The sequence below is a fragment of the Demequina zhanjiangensis genome (genome assembly GCF_030418315.1).
Taxonomy (GTDB): Bacteria; Actinomycetota; Actinomycetes; order Actinomycetales; family Demequinaceae; genus Demequina; species Demequina zhanjiangensis.
Map to the genome: position 1 here is coordinate 75,701 of NZ_JAUHPV010000009.1, position 19,442 is coordinate 95,142.

Below are 19,442 nucleotides of genomic sequence, written 5' to 3' on the forward strand. Positions count from 1 at the left end.
GCAAGGAAGCCGTGACGCTGCCCTGTCGGACCGCGTCGGCCGAGTCTCGGCAGGCCCGTGTGCACGGGCCCCTGACCGGGAAGGAGCGGGAGGCGCACCGGTGGATCACCGACCGCCGAAGCCCCCTCTTCGACCAGATCGAGCGGGTGGAACCCCTTCTCGATGGGTCCAGTCGTACTCCGCCTCAGGCGCGCATGCAAGGCGAATCGGGGGTGGATTTCCATCCACCGCTCTCCCACAGGTTTCTCCACAGATGTGTGTGGGAGTTCACCGAGAGTTCACAGTGCTGTGGATGAAATCTGTGGACGAAGAGCCGACGCTCAGCGGTCCTTGTCGCCCTCGGCGATGCGCCCGAGCATGGCGTTGTAGCGCTTGAGCTCCGCGTCGTCGTCGCGATCCGCCTGACGGTCCCGGCGTCGACTCTCCTTCGCGTCGGCCCGACGCCATGCGACGGCCACCCCGATCGCGAGGGCGAGCACGGGCAGCTCTCCGATCCCCCATGCGATCTCGCCGCCCCACTGCTGGTCGGTGATCGCGTCGGGCCCCCATGGCCGGCCCATGAGCCCGAACCATTCGGGGACCAGGAGGACCTCCGAGGTGGCGAGGGACACTCCGAAGAAGGCATGGAAGGCCATGGTCGCGAACAGCAGCACCAGCCGCATGGGATGGCCCGGGCGTGTGGGGCCGGGATCGATTCCCACCAGCGCGTTCGCGAAGAAGTAACCGGCGAGCGTGAAGTGCAGGACCATCCACAGGTGTCCCACATGGTTGGACAGTGCGAACTCGAACAGCGGCGAGTAGTAGAAGACGACGAGTGAGCCGGCGAAGTTCACGGCGGCGACGATGGGGTTCGCGAAGAACCTGACCCAGCGCGACTCGACGAGACCGCGCAGCCATTCGCGTGGGCCTCGGGAACCGTCGGTGCGGGCAGGCAGCGCACGCAGCGCGAGCGTCACGGGCGCCGCGAGCGTCAACGGGATCGGTGCGACCATCACCAGCAGCATGTGCTGGATCATGTGCCCCGAGAACGTGACCATGCCGTAGATCGAGGGACCGCTCTGGGTGATCCACAGCATCGTCGAGATGCCCAGGATCCACGAGACGTCCCGGTACCAGGGCCACGCGTCGCCCCGTCGCCGCAGCCGAGCGGACCAGCGCAGGTAGAGGAAGCCCATCACCACGAGCACGAACGCGGACAGCACCTCGAGCCGCCACAGCGCGAACCAGGTCACGACGGTCGGTGCCGGGGGCAGCTCGTACCCGGTGAGCAGGAAGGCGGGCGTGGGGTCCGTCACGACGACGCTGGGCACCGGCGGCGCGGAGGAGGCGAGCATCGCGGCCAGCGCGGTCACGACGATCAGGGCCGCGGCGTCCACTGCCATCACTCTCACGAAGAGACGTCGGACCGCCGCATCCTTCATGCGCGGCAGCGTCGCACGGCGATGCCAGCCCGCGAGCGCCATCGCCGCTCCCATCGCGACGAGCTTGGCGAGCAGCAGGCGGCCGTACGTCGTGGTCACCAGGTCGGCAGGACCGGTCATGCGCAGGGCCGCGTTCAGGACGCCCGAGACCACGACGGCGACGGCGGCCCAGGCGGCGAGGCGGGACATGCGGCGGGCGACGTTCGGAGCGTCGTCCCCGAGTGAGGAGCCGAGCATGGACACGACCGCCACGATGCCGAGCCACACCGAGGCGCCCACCAGGTGAAGTGCGAGCGCGGAGACGGCCAGATGGTGATCGGTGGCACCTGCCGCATGTCCGGTGACGGCCTGCCACCCGACGCCCCAGGCGACCGGAGCCATCGCCCACGCCGCATGCACGGGGGTCCGGATGAGCGCGGCGGCCATGGACGCGAGGACCGCCGCGATCGCCATCTGGAGGTAGGCCTGGCCGAGGTCGATCCGGGTGATGAACTGGCCGAGCGTGGCGCCGTAGGCCGGGTCGCCGAGCGGCACGAGCGTGATCACCGAAGCCTGGACCAGGAGGTATGCGACGGCGAGGACGGCCCACGCGCCCGAGGCGTACCTGCCGATCGTGGCCGCGCGTGCCGACGCCCTGCTGCCTGGCACGGTGAGCGCGATCACCACGGCGAAGGAGCCGACCGTCAGGGACAGCGCGATGTCTCGCAGCGCCGCGAGGACGGTCACGGCGGACTCGGGAGGCATGCAGTCAGCGTACGCGTGCGTGGAACCGGGGAGGACTCACGATTGGCGATATCCCTACCAATCAAGTAGACAGATCACCATGAGTTCGACCCCGGACACGGCTCAGGCCTTCGCGAAGCATGCCGCGAGCATCGCTCGCAGGGCCGGTGTCGTGCTGCTCGAGGCCCGCGAGGACGCGAAGGCGCAGGGCGTCTCAGGTCGCGCCCTGGGCGCTCTGGGAGACGCACGGGCGCAGGAGGCGATCGCCTCGTGGCTCGCCGACGAGGCTCCCGGCGACGCCGTCCTGAGCGAGGAGGCGAAGGACACCGCGGCGAGGCTCGACGCCGAACGCGTGTGGATCATCGATCCGCTCGACGGCACCCGCGAGTACTCCGAGGGCCGAGACGACTGGGCGGTGCACGTGGCCGTCTGGGAGGCCGGCGAGCTGATCGCAGGCGCCGTCGCGATCCCCGGCGAGGATCTGGTGCTCGACTCCGCGTCGATCACACCGCCGTCCGCCGCAGCGCCCGAGCAGTGGCGGATGGCGGTCAGCAGGTCGCGTCCGCCCGCCCTCGTGGAGCATCTGCGCGACTCTCTCGACCTCGCGGTGGTCCCCATGGGGTCCGCAGGGGTCAAGGTGTCGTCCGTCATCCGCGGACAGGCCGACGCCTACGTCCACGCCGGCGGCCAGTACGAGTGGGACTCGGCCGCGCCGGTGGCCGTCGCACGTGCCGCCGGTCTCCACACCAGCCGGATCGACGGCACGCCCCTCACGTACAATCGTCGAGACCCGTACCTGCCCGACCTTGTCGTGTGCCGTCCGGAGCTCGCGTCCCCCCTTCTCGCCGCGATCGCACAGGCGCCGTCGTTCGGAGATCACCAGTGACACATCCCCACTATCACCTCAGCGAGCTGGACGCCCTGGAGGCGGAGGCCATCCACATCATCCGTGAGGTGGTCGCCCAGATGGAGCGGCCCGCGCTGCTGTTCTCAGGCGGCAAGGACTCGATCGTGATGCTGCACGTCGCGATCCGCGCCTTCGCGCCCGCCCCGGTGCCCTTCCCCGTCGTCCACATCGACACCGGGCACAACTTCCCCGAGGTCCTCGAGTTCCGCGACCGGATGGTCCAGGACAACGGCCTGCAGCTGATCGTCGGCTCCGTCCAGGAGGCGATCGACCGTGGAGTGGTCCGCGAGGAGCCGAACGGCTCCCGCAACCGGATCCAGACGCCCGTCCTGCTCGACACCATCGAGAAGAACCGTTTCGACGCCTGCATGGGCGGCGCCCGCCGCGATGAGGAGAAGGCACGCGCCAAGGAGCGCGTGTTCTCCTTCCGTGACGAGTTCGGCCAGTGGGACCCCCGCAACCAGCGCCCCGAGCTGTGGAGCCTCTACAACGGCAAGGTCCACCCCGGCGAGTCCATCCGGGTGTTCCCGCTGTCCAACTGGACCGAGCTCGACATCTGGAACTACATCGCCGACCGTGAGGTCGAGGTGCCGTCGATCTACTTCGCCCACGAGCGCGAGGTGTTCGACCGGGGCGGCATGTGGATGGCCGCCAACGAGTTCGCGGTGCCGCGCGACGGCGACGAGGTGGTGACCAAGAAGGTCCGCTACCGCACCGTCGGAGACGCAACCCTCACGGCCGCGGTCGAGTCCGACGCCGACACCGTCGAGAAGATCGTCACCGAGATCGCCGCGACGCGGCTCACCGAGCGCGGCGCGACCCGCGGCGACGACCGCGTGTCCGAGGCCGCCATGGAGGACCGCAAGAAGGAGGGCTACTTCTGATGGATCTGCTCCGATTCGCCACGGCCGGCTCGGTCGACGACGGCAAGTCGACCCTCATCGGGCGGCTCCTGTACGACTCCAAGTCGATCTTCGAGGACCAGCTCGAGTCCGTCGAGGCCGCCTCCAAGGCGCGCGGCAACGAGTACACGGACCTCGCGCTCCTGACAGATGGCCTGCGCGCCGAGCGCGAGCAGGGCATCACGATCGACGTGGCGTACCGCTACTTCGCGACCCCTCGCCGCAAGTTCATCATCGCCGACACCCCGGGCCACGCGCAGTACACGCGCAACATGGTCACCGGTGCGTCCACCGCCGACCTCGCGATCATCCTCGTGGACGCTAGGAAGGGCCTGACCGAGCAGTCGCGCCGTCACGCCACCATCGCGTCGCTGCTGCGGGTCCCGCACCTGGTGCTCGCGGTCAACAAGATGGACCTGGTCGACTTCTCGCAGGACGTGTTCGAGCAGATCTACAAGGAGTTCTCGGACTTCGCAGCGAAGCTGAACGTTCCCGACCTCACCGCGATCCCCCTCTCCGCGCTCGAGGGCGACAACGTGGTCGAGCGGTCGGCGCGCACCCCCTGGTACCAGGGCACCTCGCTCCTGCATCACCTCGAGCACGTGCACATCGCCTCCGACCGCAACCTCCAGGACGTGCGCTTCCCCGTCCAGTACGTGGTCCGGCCCCAGCACTCGTCGGCGCGCGACTACCGCGGTCTGGCCGGCACCGTCGCGTCGGGCGTGATGAAGGTGGGTGACGAGGTGCTGGCCCTGCCGAGCGGCCTCAGCTCGCGCATCAAGGCGATCGACGGTCCCCACGGCTCCGTCACCGAGGCGTATCCGCCCATGGCGGTCACCGTGCGGCTCGAGGACGAGCTCGACATCTCTCGCGGCGATGTGCTGTGCCGTCCGGCCAACCACCCGCAGCCCACCCAGGACCTGGACCTGACCGTCTGCTGGATGGACGACCACCCGCTGGTCGTGGGCCAGAAGATCGGCGTGCTCCACACCACGCGGATGGCACGCGCGATCGTGAAGGACATCGCCTACGAGCTCGACGTCAACACCCTGCATCGCGAGCAGGGCATCCGCCAGCTGGGCCTCAACTCGATCGGCCGGGTCAAGCTGCGCGTCACGACGCCGCTCATGGTGGACGACTACGACGACAACCGCACCACCGGCGCGATGATCCTGATCGACGAGGCCACCAACGGCACCGTCGGCGCGGGCGTGGTGAGGGCCATCTGACCATGGGCGCCATGACGGCATCGCGCCGTCGGCCGCACCCGGGACGACGCTGATGGACCTCTTCCTCGCGGCGCTCGTCGTCGGCGTGGTCGTCGGCCTCACCGGCATGGGCGGCGGCGCGCTCATGACCCCGATCCTCGTGCTCGGGTTCGGCGTCGCGCCTCTCACGGCGGTGTCGAGCGACATCATCGCCAGCACCTTCATGAAGCCGGTCGGCTCGTGGGTGCATATCCGGCGCGGGACCGTGAACTGGCGGCTGGTGAGGCTGCTGGTCTACGGCTCCGTTCCCTCAGCCTTCCTCGGCGTGCTGCTCGTCCAGTGGCTGAGCCCCGACGAGGCGCTTCAGGACGTCATCAAGCGGGCGCTCGGCGTCGCGCTCATCCTCGCGGCAGCAGGTCTCGGGGTGCGCGCGTACATGCGCCTCAGGGAGCGCGCCGCGGTCCGCGACGGTTCTGCGGAGCCGCTGCCCACGGAGCGACCGGACCCGGAGCCGCGCGTGGTCGCGACCATCCTGGTCGGAGTGTTCGGCGGGCTGATCGTGGGCCTCACGTCGGTCGGCTCAGGCTCCCTCATGATCATCGCCCTCATGGCGCTCTACCCGACGCTGCGCGCCTCGCAGCTGGTGGGAACCGACCTGGTGCAGGCGGTGCCGCTCGTGCTGGCCGCGTCGGCGGGTCATCTCCTGTTCGGGGACGTCGACTGGGGGGTGGCGCTTCCCGTGATCCTCGGCTCCGTTCCGGGTGCGTTCCTCGGCGCGCAGATCTCGTCCCGCGTGGGCGGCGCACCTGTGCGACGCGCGCTCGCCTTCGTGCTCTTCGGCTCGGGACTCGCGATGATGGGAGTGCCGACCGGCGCGGTGCTCGTGTGCGTGCTCTCGGCGATGGCGCTCACGCCCGTCGTCTGGGTGGTGCTGCGCTACCGCCATGGATTCACGCCGTTCTGGTGGCAGGAACGGCGCTCCGGGCGGGAGGACGTGCCCGCAGTCGCGACCGAGCCGACCGAGAAGGAGGACCCGTGACCGAGCATCGGCTCACACCGCTCGAGCATCACGACCTCGAGCTGATGGTCGCGGGCGTCCTGCCCGCTCGGTTCGCGCTCCCCGAGTCCGCAGGCGACGCGCCGGTCGCGTCGCTGCGTCTCCCCGTCGGCTATGCCGGCGCCGTGGTGACCCTGCTCGACCGCGAGGCGACGCCCGTCGCGGTCGTCGACGTGGAAAGGACCGCGACCGGCGACGAGGGCGTCTGGGTGGCTGGAGAGGTCACGATGCTCCGTCCCCTCGCGACCTTCGACTTCGCCGACCTGCGGCCCGCCGACTCCGCCCCCGTCGTCGGCGCTCCGACGCTCCTCATCGGGGACAGCGCGTCCCTCCCCGAGGGAACCGGCCCGATCGTCGTGGTCGACCACGGCGACCCACGAGCGCTCGCCGATGCGGTCGCTCGCGTTCGGGCTGCAGGACGCGAGGTGCGTGTGCTTCCGGAGCCCTCGTTCGTCTCTGTGACAGGCGACGACCGGAACCTGTTGATCGGGCGGCTCGCCAGCGCCGCCTTCGGAGAGCTCAGCACCGTCGTGGTCTCGGAGCATCGCAAGGGAGATGGCCTCGTGGTCCTGCTCACCGGGCTGTCCGGGTCAGGAAAGTCCACGATCGCGAAGGAGCTCGCGCAGCTGCTGCGCCGGAGCACCGTTCAGCACGTCACGCTTCTCGACGGCGACGAGGTGAGGGCGATGCTCTCGAAGGGGCTCGGCTTCACACGCGAGGACAGGCTGCTGAACGTCCAGCGCATCGGCTGGGTCGCGGCCCTCATCGCGGAGCATGGCGGGGTCGCGATCGCCGCGCCGATCGCGCCCTACGCCGAGATGCGCGCGGAGATGCGGGAGCGCGTGGAGAAGGTGGGACGCTTCGTGCTCGTCCATGTCGCCACCCCGCTCGAGGTGTGCGAGGCCCGCGACCGCAAGGGCCTCTATGCGAAGGCACGCGCGGGCGAGATCGCGAACTTCACGGGGATCTCCGACCCGTACGACGAGCCGACCGACGCGGACGTCGTCATCACCGAGGACCAGTCGCCTCACGACGCGGCGCTCACGATCCTCGCCGCGCTGTCCGTCGTCGCACCCCTGCCGAGCGCATCCTCCTAGACGCGTCGACCCACGCGCGTCCGCGTAGCCGCGAACCTGCCTCCGGGTGCCGCTCGCCCGGTCCGCGAACCGGTTAGTCTCGAAGGCATGGCGGCCACCGAGACCTTCGCGGACAGGCTTCCCCCCGCGCTCGCAGTGAAGGGGCGGATGCCCGTCGTCATCAACAGCTTCGGGCGCTCAGGATCGACCGTGCTGTTCCGTGCGGTCTCCGAGTCCCACCTGCGGCCCTGGGCACGCACCCCAGCCCGCGTGCAGACGATGCGTGCGAACGCGTGGGACCTCTCCAAGGATCCTCTCGAGCCTCGCATGGTCTACAAGAGCCACGATCTGCCGCGCGACGAGATGGCCGGGCGGGCCAAGGTCGTGTACGTGTTCGGAGACCCCATCGCGGCCACACGGTCGGCGATCATGAAGGGCCAGAGCGAACCGCCTCGCTGGTTCGAGGCTCACTGCGCGCACCTGCACCAGCCCCTGGTGGAACCGGAGGCGCTCTACGAGACGGACGCGCTGAAGATCGGCGCCCATCTGCGGGCGTGGCTCGACGCGACCGCGCAGGACGTGGCCTTCGTCAGGTACGAAAGGCTCTGGGAGCGCATCGACGATGTGTCCAGCTTCCTCGGCTTCCGCGTGACCCTTCCCGAGTACAGGGCCAGGAGCGCGTCGGCCGAGGCCCCGCCAGACATCATGGTGCAGGCCTACGCGGAGGCGACCGCCCTGGTCGACGCGCTGCCGGACTTCGTGGTGAGCCGCCCGGGCTCCTCCGTCTCGGCCTAGCCCGCGCTCACCGGCCGAGGGCTGGGGCGAGCTCGTTGTCCACCATGACGAGCGCGGAGCCGATCGCCATGTGCATGTCCAGGTACTTGTACGTGCCGAGCCTTCCGCCGAACCACACGCCCCGCTCCCGGTCCGCGAGCGCGCGGTACGCGAGGAGGCGTTCACGGTCGGCGGGGGTGTTCACCGGGTAGTACGGCTCGTCGCCGCGAGACGCGAACCGCGAGTGCTCGCGGACGATCACGCTGCGGTCCGTCGGATAGCGGTCGGCTCGCTCCGGGTGGAAGTGCCGGAACTCGTGGATGCGCGTGTAGGGGACGTCGGCGTCGCCGTAGTTCATGACCGGGGTGCCTTGGAAGTCGCCGACGGGCACCACCTCGGTCTCGAAGTCGAGCGTGCGCCATCCGAGGTCGCCCTCGTCGTACCCGAAGTAGCGGTCGAGCGCACCGGTGAACACGACCGGCACCTGGCCGACGGTCGAGGCCTTGGTCCATGGCCCCTCGTCGGCGAGGAAGTCGGTTCCGAGCTCGAGCGTGATGCCGGGATGGTCGAGCATCCGCTCGATCCACGCCGTGTAGCCGTCGACCGGGAGGCCCTCCCACGTGTCGCTGAAGTACCTGTTGTCGTAGGTGTAGCGCACGGGGAGGCGGGAGATGATGTCCGGCGGCAGCTCGGTGGGGTCCGTCTGCCACTGCTTCGCGGTGTACCCCTTGATGAACGCCTCGTAGAGGGGCCGCCCGATCAGGCTGATCGCCTTGCGCTCGAGGTTGTCGACAGGGAGGCCCTCGAGCTCCCGGGACTGCTCCTCGACGAGACGCCTCGCGTCGTCGGGCCCGTATGCCGCGCGGAAGAACTGGTTGATGGTGCCCAGGTTGATGGGCATCGGGAAGACCTCGCCGCCCACGTTCGTGTACACGCGATGCACGTACGGGGTGAAGGCTGTGAAGCGGTTGACGTAGTCCCAGACGCGGGCGTTGGACGTGTGGAACAGGTGGGCGCCGTAGCGGTGCACCTCGATCCCCGTGTCGGCGTCCGCATAGGACCAGGCGTTGCCCCCGGGATGGTCGCGCTGGTCGATCACGGTCACCTGCATGCCGAAGCGCTCTGCGCACTCGCGCGCGACCGTGAGGCCGAAGAACCCTGAGCCCACGACGAGCAGATCTGTCATGGCCCGATTCTCCCAGATCGACTGGCGCAGGTCGCTCGGGCCGGCGCGATCAGGCCCTGTCGATCCACCTGCCGTGCGCGTGGGCCTTGGCGCGCACCTGCGCGGTGCTGCGCGTGAGCCCGGTGCGGATCGCGGTGTGCGTGGGGGCTCCGGCCGGCTCCATGGACACGCGTGCGGTGGGCCTCTTGCGGGAGAGGACGAGGCACGCAGCATCGAGGGCGACCTGCTGCTCGGGCGTGAGCTGGTACGCCATGACCGTGTGCATCACGACGACGGGGCCGGGCGGGAGCAGCCTGTCGAGCTGAGGCAGGAGGTCGATCGCGTCGCCCTCCATGAGGGCGACGGGGGTCTCCGCACGGATCTGCAATGCCTTGCGCAGCCTGTCGAGCCGTTCGATGTGCTCGGGCCACACGAGGGCCTCGAGCCACGCTGCCTGGTCGGGGTCGGAGGCGTCGATGGGTGCGAGGTCGAGTCCGGTGCGTGTGGCGATGGCGGGCGCGGCGTGCGGGAGGGCGAGGCCGCCCCGGTTCTCGCAGTGCAGGGTGAGCGAGGTCGACGCGGGCAGCCGTGCCTGCACGACCCCTGTCCCGTAGTCGTGGGCGAAGCGGTCCATGCACAGGTTGAGGCCCGCGGAGGTGCCGACGTCGACCAGGTGGACCGGCTCGCGCCACCGAGCGGCGGCCTCGGCGATCCATGGCATCACGGCGGCGCTGCGCCCTGCCTCGTTGGTCTGCGTGCGACGAGTGCGCCCGATCTCGATCAGCGCGTCGGCGTGCGTGAGCACGTAGCTCCGGAACGCCTCCCACAGCGCGTCGTCCGGCGTGAGGGCGGCGTCCCCGACCAGCACCGGGTACCAGGCTGCGAGCTCGCTGTCCGGCGTGAGGGCGAGTCTGACCCCGCCGAAGAGCAGGTTGAGGGGCGGGGTGCGGTCGATCTGGGCGACGACGCGAAGCATCGCGGGATCGTCCGCGATGCGCCGGGCCAGGAAGGAGTAGAGGGGCGAGTCGACGGCTGCCTCGGACCACCGGAGCACCGCCGCGGCGATGTCGCCGAGATCGGTGCGTGTGGCGGGGTCCCACGGGCTCGTACCCATGGCGCGAACGTACCAGCGTCCGGTCCGCGTCGCGGGGTGGAGCGAGATCCAGCAGCGGGTCTCGCATCCGCCGCTGACGTTCTCTAGGCTCGGGGTCATGACCAATGCAGCAGGCCTTGTCGCCGCCCAGCAGAAGATGAAGGAGGCCGGCGTCAGCCAGGCCGCCATCGACGTGTTCACGCACTACTACGGGGAGCTGGAGGCCGGCGCGACCGGCCTGATCCTCGAGGAGACCATCGAGCCCCTCACGGCACCGGCGAGGCTCGAGGACGTCACGGTGTCCGAGGAGGAGGCGCGCGAGGCGCTCGCGAAGACCGCGATCATCAAGCTCAACGGCGGCCTGGGCACCTCGATGGGCATGGATCGCGCGAAGTCGCTGCTGCCTGTCCGCGACGGCAAGAGCTTCCTCGACCTGATCGTGGGCCAGGTGCAGAAGGCGCGCGAAGCGTCGGGCGCGGACCTGCCGCTCGTGCTGATGAACAGCTTCCGTACGAGCGACGACTCGCTCGCCGAGCTGTCGAAGCATGAGGGTCTCGAGGTGGATGGCCTGCCTCTCGAGTTCCTGCAGAACAAGGAGCCGAAGCTCCTGGTGGATGGCCTGACGCCGGCGGAGTGGCCGCAGGATCCTGAGCTGGAGTGGTGCCCGCCGGGCCATGGCGACATCTACACGGCGATCCTCGCGTCGGGCACGCTGGACGCCCTGCTTGATGCCGGGTTCCGCTACGCGTGCGTCTCCAACTCCGACAACCTGGGCGCGGTGCCGAGCGCGCAGATCGCCGGCTGGTTCGCCCAGTCGGGTGCCCCGTATGCGGCCGAGCTGTGCACGCGCACGGCGATGGACCGCAAGGGTGGCCACCTGGCCGTCCGGAAGGCCGACGGCCAGCTGATCTTGCGCGACACCGCGCAGACGGCCGAGGACGAGATGCACTTCTTCACGGACGAGTTCCACCACCCGTTCTTCCACACGAACAACCTGTGGTGGGACCTGGAGAAGCTGAAGGCGGCGCTGACCGAGCGCGGCGCCGTGCTCGGCCTGCCCCTGATCCGCAACAAGAAGAACGTGGACCCCACGGACAAGGAGTCGCCGGAGGTCTTCCAGATCGAGACCGCCATGGGCGCTGCGATCGAGGTGTTCGAGGGCGCGACCGCGATCGTCGTGGGCCGCGACCGGTTCCTGCCGGTGAAGACCACGAACGAGCTGCTGCTGCTCCGTTCGGACGCGTACACGCTCGCGGACGACGGTGCCCTGCGGCTGGCGGTGAAGAAGGCGCCGATGATCGACCTGGACAGCGACTTCTACAAGACGGTCGAGGACTTCGACAGGCGCTTCCCCTATGGCGTGCCGTCGCTCAAGGAAGCGTCGTCGCTCACCGTGTACGGCGACTGGACCTTCGGCAAGAACGTCACGGTCATCGGCACCGTGGTGCTCGAGGACGACAACGGCGAGCCGAACCGCGTGCCTGACAACACCGTCCTGGAGGGCGGCTTCCTCGAGGGCTGACCCCACGCGAGACGGGCCCCGGCGATGCGCATCGTCGGGGCCCGTCTCCGTCCGGGCGGCAATCTGCGCGAAAAGTCCGCGTGAGACGATCGACGCGTGCTGACACTCACGGGAGCCCACCGCATCGTCGTCGACGCCGCCACCGAGCGTGAAGGCGACCTCCACCTGGTCGGCGGCAGCGTCGCCACCTCCGCGCCCGAGGAACGAGCGGTCGAGACGCTCGACGTCTCGGGCTGCGTGGTCACGCCGGGGCTCGTGAACGCGCACCACCACCTGCTGCAGAGCGCGTTCCGCACGCTCCCAGGCACCAGGGGCGTGCCGATGGCGCAGTGGCTTCAGGTGATGGCGGCGGCGTACGCCGCCCGCGGGATCGACCCCGAGCTCGCGCATCTGGCCGCGAGCGTCGGCGTCGCCGAGGGCCTCCTGAGCGGAGTCACGACCGTGGCCGACCACCACCTCACCTGGCCCGCAGGCGCCGACTACGTGGGCATCGCCCGCGCCACGGCCGAGGCGGCATCGTCCCTCGGTGGCAGGGTCGCGTTCGTGCGCGGCTCCGCCCGCGACGACCCTGAGTCGGCTGCCGAATCGGCAGCGGCCATCATCGAGGCCATGGTTCCCGGCGCGGCGGGCGGGGTCTCCAAGGACGGCATGCTGCAGGTGGCCGTGGGCCCTGCAGGGGTGCACTCGGACTCCGAGCAGACATTCAGGCTGATAAGCGAGGTCGCGGCCCGGTACGGGGTGCGGCGCAGGACACAGGCGAACGAGCAGGTGGATGTCGCGATCGCCGCCGAGCGCTATGGTCGCCGCCCGCTGGACCTGCTGGAGGAGTGGGGCTGGCTCGCTCCCGACGTGACGCTCGCGCACCTGTGCGGCGTCACCGAGGCGGAGATCGCCCGGCTCGCGGAAGCCGGCATCACCGCGACCCATGCTCCGGGCTGCGACCTGCCGATGGGCTGGGGAGTCGCGCCCGTCGGTGCGCTGCTCGACGCAGGCATCACCGTGGGACTGGGCACGTCGGGTGGAGGCTCGAACGACGCGGGGCACCTGCTGGCCGACGCGCGGCTGGCCATGCAGGTCTCCCCTCTGGCGGGGCGAGGGCTCACGGCGCGCGAGACGCTGCGGCTCGCGACAGAGGGAAGCGCGACCGGCCTGGGACGCTCGGAGCTCGGCCATCTGCGGCCCGGCGCCGCGGCCGACGTGTGCGTGTGGGACGTCTCCGGCGTGGCCGATGCAGGGGTCGCGGACCCGGTCGCGGGCCTGCTGTGGGCGTCGCCGGGGCGCCGCCCGAGGCACGTGATCGTGGGCGGCCGCGTCGTGGTGCGGGACTACGCGCTGGTGTCGGGTGACGAGCGGCAGATCGTGGAGGCTCTCGCGCGGCGGCTCGCAGCGTGAGTGACGGCGGCGAGGACGGCGCCTCCTACGTCGCCAGGCTGCGCGCGGCGGTGGGCACCGCGCCGCTGTGGCTGTCGTCGGTGACCGCGGTCGTCCTGGACTCGGCCGGGTCGCGGACGCTCCTCGTGCGGCGTGACCTCACCGGGCTCTGGGCCCCTCCTGCCGCAGTGCTGGGGCCGGGGGCGGTGCCGGCGAGGGTGGCCGCCGAGGCCGTGCACGAGGACGCGGGCGCGCAGGCCGAGGCGGAGGCGATCGTCGGAGTGCAGGCGACGCGCGAGATCACCTACGCGGACGGCTCACGCGCGTCGTACGTGAACCTCGTGATGAGGATGCGTAGCAGGGACGACGCTCACTCGGCCCACGCACGCTGGTTCCCTGTCGACAGCCTCCCCGAGCGCATGGGTGCCGATCACCGCGAGCGCGTCGCGATGGCCGTGGCACCTCCCGAGCGGATCGTCTAGAGCTCGAGGACGAGCCGCGGGCACGAGGCCCGGGAGACGCAGATCATCATGCGGTCGTTCATGTCCTGCTCGGCGGGGCTGAGGATCGAGTCGCGATGATCCACCTCTCCCTCCATCACCGGCGTCTCGCAGGTGCCGCACGTGCCCTCGCGGCATGAGGAGAGAACGAACACTCCCGCGGACTCGACGGCGTCGAGCACCGAGGTGTCGGGGTCCACCGTGACGGTGGTGCCGCTGATCGCGAGCTCGACCTCGAACGACTCGTGGAGCACCGGCTCGCCCACCTCGCGCGCCTCAAAACGCTCCACGTGGAGCGCCTCGGGGGCCCAGGTCCGCGCGGCCTGATCGAGCGCGTCGAGCATCCGCTGCGGTCCGCAGGCGAAGACCAGCTCGCCCGGTGCGGGGAAGAGCGCGTCGATGTCGAGCCGAGCGCCCTCGTCGGCAGCGTGCACACGCACCTTCGCGCCGTGGGTCTCGAGCTCGGGAAGGAACGCCATGGTCTCGCGGGAACGTCCCGCGTAGTCGAGCGTCCATCGCGCTCCCGCGGCGTCGGCGGCCGCGATCATCGGCAGCAGCGGCGTGATGCCGATGCCGCCGGCGAGGAAGCGGTAGCGGGGCGCGGCCGCGAGTGCGAAGTGGTTCCAGGGTCCGCGGACCTGGATCCGCGCGCCTTCGTGGAGGTTCTCGTGGATCCAGTGCGAGCCTCCCCTGCCGTCGTCCTCACGCAGGACCGCGATGGTCCAGGTCTCGGAGGTGGAGGCATCGCCGCAGAGGGAGTACTGACGCTCTGTACCGTCGGGGAGCACGACATCGAGGTGGGCGCCTGGCGCCCATGCGCCGAGGGGGCTGCCATCGGCCGCGGCGAGCTCGAAGGCGTCGACCTCGGAGGCGAGTCGGCGGCGGGCGACGACGACGGCGTCGCGAAGTGGCGGGGGCACTGTCACGAGTCCTCCTGGGGGGCGAGGTTCTTGACGAAGAGCTGGCGGAAGGGCTTGCCGTCGGCGGTCTTCCAGCGGTGCTTGGCGTTGCTGGGCACAAGGATGGCATCACCTGCTCGCAGCAGGTGGAGCTCGCCGTCCAGGTCGAGCCATGCGGTCCCCTCGAGGAGGTAGCAGAACTCCTCCTCGACGTGGCTGTAGTAGTCGCGGAACTCGGTGTCGACGATCAGCAGCTCGATGGGGTCGAAGCGGCCGAAGTCGCCGCGGAAGGTGTGAGCCTCGCCGTCGGCGACGCGGGCGGTGCCGTGCGTGGGGTTCTCATCGGAGTCGGCGACCATGGCGAAGAGCGCGAACTGCGTGGTGCCGAGGCCGCGCGCGATCGCGTCCAGCGAGGCGAAGCGGGCGCGTGCGCGGCCGCGTTCCACCTGGCTGAGGAACGGATGGGACAGGCCCGTGCGGGCGGCGAGCTGCTTGAGGGTGAGCCCCTGCTCGCGGCGCATCCGTCGGATGACGGTGCCGAGCCTCAGGGCCTGCTGATCGACCTCGTCAGCCATCCGTTTCTCCTTCCAGAAGTTTTCACATCGGGAAACGACCTGTTTACACCGACGAAATGGAGCAGTTGTAGCGTCAACAGTGTTGAGAGTATCAACACTCTCCCGGATCGAATCCGGAAGTCCCCCCGGCGACGCAGCCAAAGAACCTGAGGTATCCCCGTGCCTTCACGTGCCACCAGCGTGCTCCGCAACGCTACGCTCCGCGACGGAAGCGTCTGCGACATCGTCCTCGACGATGCCGTCGTCGCTGCCGTCCTGCCTGCCGGCGAGGGCGTCGCGGACACCGTGGTGGACCTCGAGGGACGGCTGCTCCTCACCGCCGGCGCCGACGCCCACGCGCACCTCGACAAGGCCTACACGTGGGACGCGATCAACCCGCCCTTCGGAGACCTGCTCGGCGCGATCGAGGCCTTCCACGACTTCCAGGAGAACCTCACCGAGGACGACATCTACGCCCGCGCCCGCCGCGCCGCGCTCGCCCTGCTCGCGAACGGCACCACCGCAGTGCGCAGCCACGTGAACCTGCTGCCAGGCGACCAGCCGTTCCGAGGCGTCGACGCGATGGTGCGGCTCAAGGCCGACCTGGCCGACGTCATGGACCTCCAGCTCGTCGCCCTCCCTCCCGTGGACATGGACGACGCGACGATCGAGCAGGCGCTCGACCGCGGGCTCGATCTGGTCGGAGGCGCCCCCCACCTCGCCGACGACGCGCTCGAGGACGTCCGCCGCCTGCTCGCCCTCGCGGAGCGCCGCGGCATCGGCGCCGACCTGCACACCGACGAGTCGCTCGACGGCCCGATCACGATCACCGAGTTCGCGCGCATCGCGGGCGCCTGGCCCGAGGACCGGATCCGCACCGCGGGCCACTGCGTGCGGCTCGGCACCCTCTCCCCCGAGGAGCTCGCGCCGATCGTCGAGGCCGTCGCCGAGGCGCGGCTCGGCGTCGTCTCACTCCCCATCACCAACCTGTACCTGCAGGGCTGGGAGCACGAGCACAGCACGCCCCGCGGGCTCACCGCGCTGCGCCCCCTGCTCGACGGCGGCGCCCTCGTCTCCGCCGGCGCCGACAACGTCCGCGACCCGTTCAACCCCATCGGCCGCTCCGACGCGCTCGAGACCGCAGCCCTGCTCGTCACGGCGGGGCACCTCTCGCTCGACGAGTCCTGGGACCTCTGCTCGAGCGCGGGACGCGCCGTCATGGGCCTGCCCGTCGCCGACGCCGTGCCGGGAGCCGCCGCCGAGTTCGTCGCGGTCGCCTCCGCGAACGTGGGCGAGGCCATCGCCGAGGCCCCCGCCGACCGCATCGTCATCCACCGCGGACGCGTCGTCGCCCGCACCAGCGTCACCCAGCAGATCCATCTTCCAACCCCGCACACCACCGCAGAAGGGGTGGCCCATGTCTGAACCGGCACCAGCGTCGACAGCGACCGAGCAGGGCGCCGCGCTGCTCGACTTCTCCGACGTCCAGCTCACCTATCCCGGCGGCACCACGGCGCTGTCGGGCGTGGACCTCAAGGTCAGGCGCGGAGAGTTCGTCTCCGTCGTCGGCCCGTCGGGCTGCGGCAAGTCCACCCTGCTGCGCATCGCCTCAGGACTCGAGACCGTCACCTCCGGAGACGCCCACGTCGCGACCGACCACGTCGGCTACGTCTTCCAGGATGCCACCCTTCTCCCCTGGCGCACCGTCCGCCAGAACGTCGAACTGCTCGCCGAGCTGCGCGACCACGGGAGGGCGGACCGCCGCGAGGCCGCGCAGAAGGCCATCGACATGGTCGGGCTCACCGGCTTCGAGGACCACCTCCCCCGCCAGCTGTCCGGCGGCATGCGGATGCGCGTCTCGCTCGCCCGCTCGCTCGTCATGGACCCCGAGCTGTTCCTCTTCGACGAGCCGTTCGGCGCGCTCGACGAGATCACCCGCGAGTACCTCAACGACGAGCTGCTGAGGCTCTTCGCGGAGCGCTCGTTCGCGGGCCTCTTCATCACCCACTCGGTGTCCGAGGCCGTCTACCTGTCCACGAAGGTGGTCGTCATGTCCGGCCGGCCCGGCAAGGTCGTCGGCTCCTTCGACATCCCCTGGGACATGCCCCGCGACCCCGAGATCCGCTACACCGCCGAGTACGCCGCGCTGGTCGGCGAGGTCTCCCACGCCCTCCGGGAAGGACACGACTCATGAGCGCACCCGAGCCCACCGCGGCCGCCACGCTTCGCCTCCCGATCCGCGGCGGAGTGCAGTACTGGGCGCCGCCGCTCACCGTCGCAGGCCTCATCATCGGCCTCTGGTACTTCGTCAGCTACGTGTTCCTCGACCCGTCGCGCTCCTACCTCCTGCCGCCTCCCCACGAGGTGATCGCCGCGTACTGGGATCCCGCCTTCGGCCCCGACATGTTCGAGGCGCTGTGGAACACCGCGATCGTCGCGCTCACAGGCCTCGCGATCGCGATCGTCCTCGGAGTGTCCTGGGCGATCACCATGAACCAGGCCGCCTGGGTCGAGCGCTCGCTCTACCCGTACGCCGTGATCCTCCAGACCATCCCGATCCTCGCGCTCGTCCCGCTGATCGGCTTCTGGTTCGGATTCGACTTCACCGCCCGAGTCATCGTCACGATCCTCATCGCGCTCTTCCCGATGGTGTCCAACACGCTGTTCGGGCTCAAGTCAGTGGAGCAGGGTCATCGCGAGCTGTTCATCCTCCAGCGCGCGAGCCAGTGGACGATCCTCCGCAAGCTCCAGTTCCCCGCCGCGCTGCCTGCGATCTTCACGGGCATGCGCATCTCTGCGGGCCTCGCCGTCGTCGGCGCGATCGTCGGCGATTTCTTCTTCCAGCGCGGCACACGCGGCATCGGCGGCCTGATCTCCCTGTATCAGGCCCGCCTCAACGCCGAGCCGCTGTTCGCCTCGATCCTGCTGGCCTCCGTGTTCGGCGTGATCGTCTTCTGGTTCTTCGGCTGGCTTGCCACGCGCATGATCGGTCGTTGGCACGGTCCCATCTAGACCGCATCACCCACCCACAAGGAGAGAATCGCCATGAGCAGTCCCCGCACCAAGGCGTTCGCAGCCTCCGGGCTCGTACTCGCCAGCCTCGCACTCGCCGCGTGCACGTCGACCGAGGCGGAGGAGCCCAGCGGCTCGTCCACCGCGTCGCCGTCAGGCGCGGCCACCGGCGCGATCGACCTCGCAGCCGCCAACTGCCCCGCCGACATCAAGATCCAGACCGACTGGAACCCTGAGGCGGAGCACGGCCACCTCTACGCGCTGCTCGGCGACGAGTACACGATCGACGACAACGAGAAGTCCGTCACCGGCCCCCTCATGGCGTCCGGCGAGCCCACGGGCGTGGACGTCACGATCCTCTCCGGCGGCCCCGCCACCGGCTTCACCCAGCCGAACGCGCAGATGTACAACGACCCGTCGATCTTCCTCGCATACGTGGGCACCGACGAGGCGATCGCCCACGCGGGCGACCTGCCCACCGTCGGCGTGTTCGCACCGCTCGAGAAGGACCCGCAGATGCTGATGTGGGACCCCGAGACCTACCCGGACGTCGAGTCGATCGCCGACCTGGGCGACGCGGGCGCGACCATCCGCGTCTTCCCCGGCGGCACCTACATCGACTACTTCGTGGGCGTGGGCATCCTGTCCGCCGACCAGATCGACACCACCTACGACGGCACCCCCGCGGTGTTCGTGTCCGAGGGCGGCGCGATCGCTCAGCAGGGCTTCGCCTCCGCTGAGCCGTTCATCTACGAGAACGAGGTCGCCGAGTGGGGCAAGCCGGTCGGCTACCAGCTGATCAACGACGCCGGCTACCCGAAGTACGCCGCGGTGCTCTCCGTCATCCCGGAGAACATCGACACCTACTCCGACTGCCTCACCGCGCTCGTGCCGGTGCTCCAGCAGGCTGAGCTCGACTACTTCGAGGACCCGTCGGCCACCAACGAGCTCGTCCTCGAGCTCGTCGAGGCCTACGACACCGGCTGGGTCTACTCCGCCGGCGTCGCGGAGTACTCGGTGGCCACGCTGCAGGCCGAGCTCGTGGGCAACGGCCACGACGACATCCTCGGCAACCTGGACCCGGCACGCGTCCAGGAGCTGTTCGACATCGTCGTCCCGATCTACTCGGAGCAGGGCTTCAACATCCCTGAGGACCTGACCCCCGAGGACATCTACACGAACGAGTTCATCGACGAGTCGCTCGGCTTCTAAGCCGCACGACTCCTGACGCGGTGGCGGGGGGCCCGCCACCCCCCGG

Annotated in this window: 18 protein-coding genes; 13 read left to right on the forward strand and 5 right to left on the reverse strand. The window is 70.0% G+C overall.

What is annotated here, in order from left to right; genetic code table 11:
• Positions 1-320: 320 nt before the first annotated feature.
• Positions 321-2,165 (reverse strand): bifunctional copper resistance protein CopD/cytochrome c oxidase assembly protein, encoded by a 1,845-nt coding sequence (locus QQX04_RS13315; RefSeq protein WP_301129996.1) that lies wholly within the window; start codon positions 2,163-2,165, stop codon positions 321-323.
• Between the two features lie 79 nt (positions 2,166-2,244).
• On the opposite strand from QQX04_RS13315, the gene QQX04_RS13320 reads away from it, so the two are divergent.
• The 6 genes from QQX04_RS13320 to QQX04_RS13345 all read left to right on the forward strand — a co-directional run bounded on the left by QQX04_RS13320 (position 2,245) and on the right by QQX04_RS13345 (position 8,089).
• Positions 2,245-3,030: a 3'(2'),5'-bisphosphate nucleotidase CysQ gene (locus QQX04_RS13320; RefSeq protein ID WP_301129998.1), complete on the forward strand. Its 786-nt coding sequence runs from the start codon at positions 2,245-2,247 to the stop codon at positions 3,028-3,030.
• The gene (gene cysD, locus QQX04_RS13325) at positions 3,027-3,935 is read left to right on the forward strand and encodes a sulfate adenylyltransferase subunit CysD (RefSeq protein ID WP_301130000.1); all 909 of its coding nucleotides are present in this window, start codon (positions 3,027-3,029) and stop codon (positions 3,933-3,935) included. The genes QQX04_RS13320 and cysD overlap by 4 nt, the downstream gene beginning before the upstream one ends.
• Positions 3,935-5,182, forward strand: a complete 1,248-nt coding sequence (locus QQX04_RS13330) for a sulfate adenylyltransferase subunit 1 (protein ID WP_301130001.1) — start codon at positions 3,935-3,937, stop codon at positions 5,180-5,182. Before cysD ends, QQX04_RS13330 begins: the two co-directional genes overlap by 1 nt.
• Before the next feature lie 52 nt (positions 5,183-5,234).
• On the forward strand, positions 5,235-6,200 hold the full coding sequence (locus QQX04_RS13335; RefSeq protein WP_301130002.1) for a sulfite exporter TauE/SafE family protein: 966 nt from the start codon (positions 5,235-5,237) through the stop codon (positions 6,198-6,200).
• Positions 6,197-7,315 (forward strand): adenylyl-sulfate kinase, encoded by a 1,119-nt coding sequence (gene cysC / locus QQX04_RS13340; RefSeq protein WP_301130004.1) that lies wholly within the window; start codon positions 6,197-6,199, stop codon positions 7,313-7,315. Before QQX04_RS13335 ends, cysC begins: the two co-directional genes overlap by 4 nt.
• 87 nt (positions 7,316-7,402) lie before the next feature.
• Positions 7,403-8,089 carry a hypothetical protein gene (locus QQX04_RS13345; RefSeq protein WP_301130006.1) on the forward strand — a complete coding sequence of 229 codons (687 nt, stop codon included), beginning with the start codon at positions 7,403-7,405 and terminating at the stop codon, positions 8,087-8,089.
• 7 nt (positions 8,090-8,096) lie between these two features.
• On the opposite strand, the gene glf is transcribed toward QQX04_RS13345, so the two are convergent.
• Together glf and QQX04_RS13355 are read right to left on the reverse strand one after the other, a co-directional pair.
• Positions 8,097-9,254, reverse strand: coding sequence for a UDP-galactopyranose mutase (gene glf / locus QQX04_RS13350; RefSeq protein WP_301130008.1), 1,158 nt, complete (start codon positions 9,252-9,254; stop codon positions 8,097-8,099).
• Positions 9,255-9,303: 49 nt separating this feature from the next.
• On the reverse strand, positions 9,304-10,347 hold the full coding sequence (locus QQX04_RS13355; RefSeq protein ID WP_301130009.1) for a DUF2332 domain-containing protein: 1,044 nt from the start codon (positions 10,345-10,347) through the stop codon (positions 9,304-9,306).
• 97 nt (positions 10,348-10,444) lie between these two features.
• Between QQX04_RS13355 and QQX04_RS13360 the strand changes: the two genes are divergently transcribed.
• The 3 genes from QQX04_RS13360 to QQX04_RS13370 all read left to right on the forward strand — a co-directional run bounded on the left by QQX04_RS13360 (position 10,445) and on the right by QQX04_RS13370 (position 13,701).
• On the forward strand, positions 10,445-11,848 hold the full coding sequence (locus QQX04_RS13360) for a UTP--glucose-1-phosphate uridylyltransferase (protein ID WP_301130011.1): 1,404 nt from the start codon (positions 10,445-10,447) through the stop codon (positions 11,846-11,848).
• 96 nt (positions 11,849-11,944) lie between these two features.
• Entirely contained in the window at positions 11,945-13,240 is a 1,296-nt protein-coding gene (locus QQX04_RS13365) for an amidohydrolase family protein (protein ID WP_301130013.1), read from the forward strand.
• Positions 13,237-13,701: an NUDIX hydrolase gene (locus QQX04_RS13370; RefSeq protein ID WP_301130015.1), complete on the forward strand. Its 465-nt coding sequence runs from the start codon at positions 13,237-13,239 to the stop codon at positions 13,699-13,701. Before QQX04_RS13365 ends, QQX04_RS13370 begins: the two co-directional genes overlap by 4 nt.
• Here the strand turns inward: QQX04_RS13370 and QQX04_RS13375 are convergent.
• Together QQX04_RS13375 and QQX04_RS13380 are read right to left on the reverse strand one after the other, a co-directional pair.
• Positions 13,698-14,645, reverse strand: coding sequence for a PDR/VanB family oxidoreductase (locus QQX04_RS13375; RefSeq protein ID WP_301130016.1), 948 nt, complete (start codon positions 14,643-14,645; stop codon positions 13,698-13,700). The two genes, QQX04_RS13370 and QQX04_RS13375, sit on opposite strands and share 4 nt — an antisense overlap.
• Positions 14,642-15,193, reverse strand: coding sequence for a helix-turn-helix domain-containing protein (locus QQX04_RS13380; RefSeq protein ID WP_301130018.1), 552 nt, complete (start codon positions 15,191-15,193; stop codon positions 14,642-14,644). Before QQX04_RS13380 ends, QQX04_RS13375 begins: the two co-directional genes overlap by 4 nt.
• 159 nt (positions 15,194-15,352) lie before the next feature.
• Here QQX04_RS13380 and QQX04_RS13385 point away from each other — a divergent pair, with 159 nt between their 5' ends.
• Genes QQX04_RS13385 through QQX04_RS13400 form a run of 4 tightly spaced genes read left to right on the forward strand, consistent with a single transcriptional unit; the run spans position 15,353 to position 19,396 of the window.
• A complete protein-coding gene (locus tag QQX04_RS13385) occupies positions 15,353-16,597 on the forward strand; it encodes an amidohydrolase family protein (protein WP_301130020.1) in 1,245 nt (414 codons plus the stop codon).
• Complete coding sequence (locus tag QQX04_RS13390) at positions 16,590-17,366, forward strand: ABC transporter ATP-binding protein (protein WP_301130022.1); 777 nt, start codon at positions 16,590-16,592, stop codon at positions 17,364-17,366. Before QQX04_RS13385 ends, QQX04_RS13390 begins: the two co-directional genes overlap by 8 nt.
• Complete coding sequence (locus QQX04_RS13395; RefSeq protein ID WP_301130024.1) at positions 17,363-18,184, forward strand: ABC transporter permease; 822 nt, start codon at positions 17,363-17,365, stop codon at positions 18,182-18,184. The genes QQX04_RS13390 and QQX04_RS13395 overlap by 4 nt, the downstream gene beginning before the upstream one ends.
• 33 nt (positions 18,185-18,217) lie before the next feature.
• Positions 18,218-19,396: a substrate-binding domain-containing protein gene (locus QQX04_RS13400; RefSeq protein WP_301130026.1), complete on the forward strand. Its 1,179-nt coding sequence runs from the start codon at positions 18,218-18,220 to the stop codon at positions 19,394-19,396.
• The last annotated feature ends 46 nt before the right edge of the window (positions 19,397-19,442 follow it).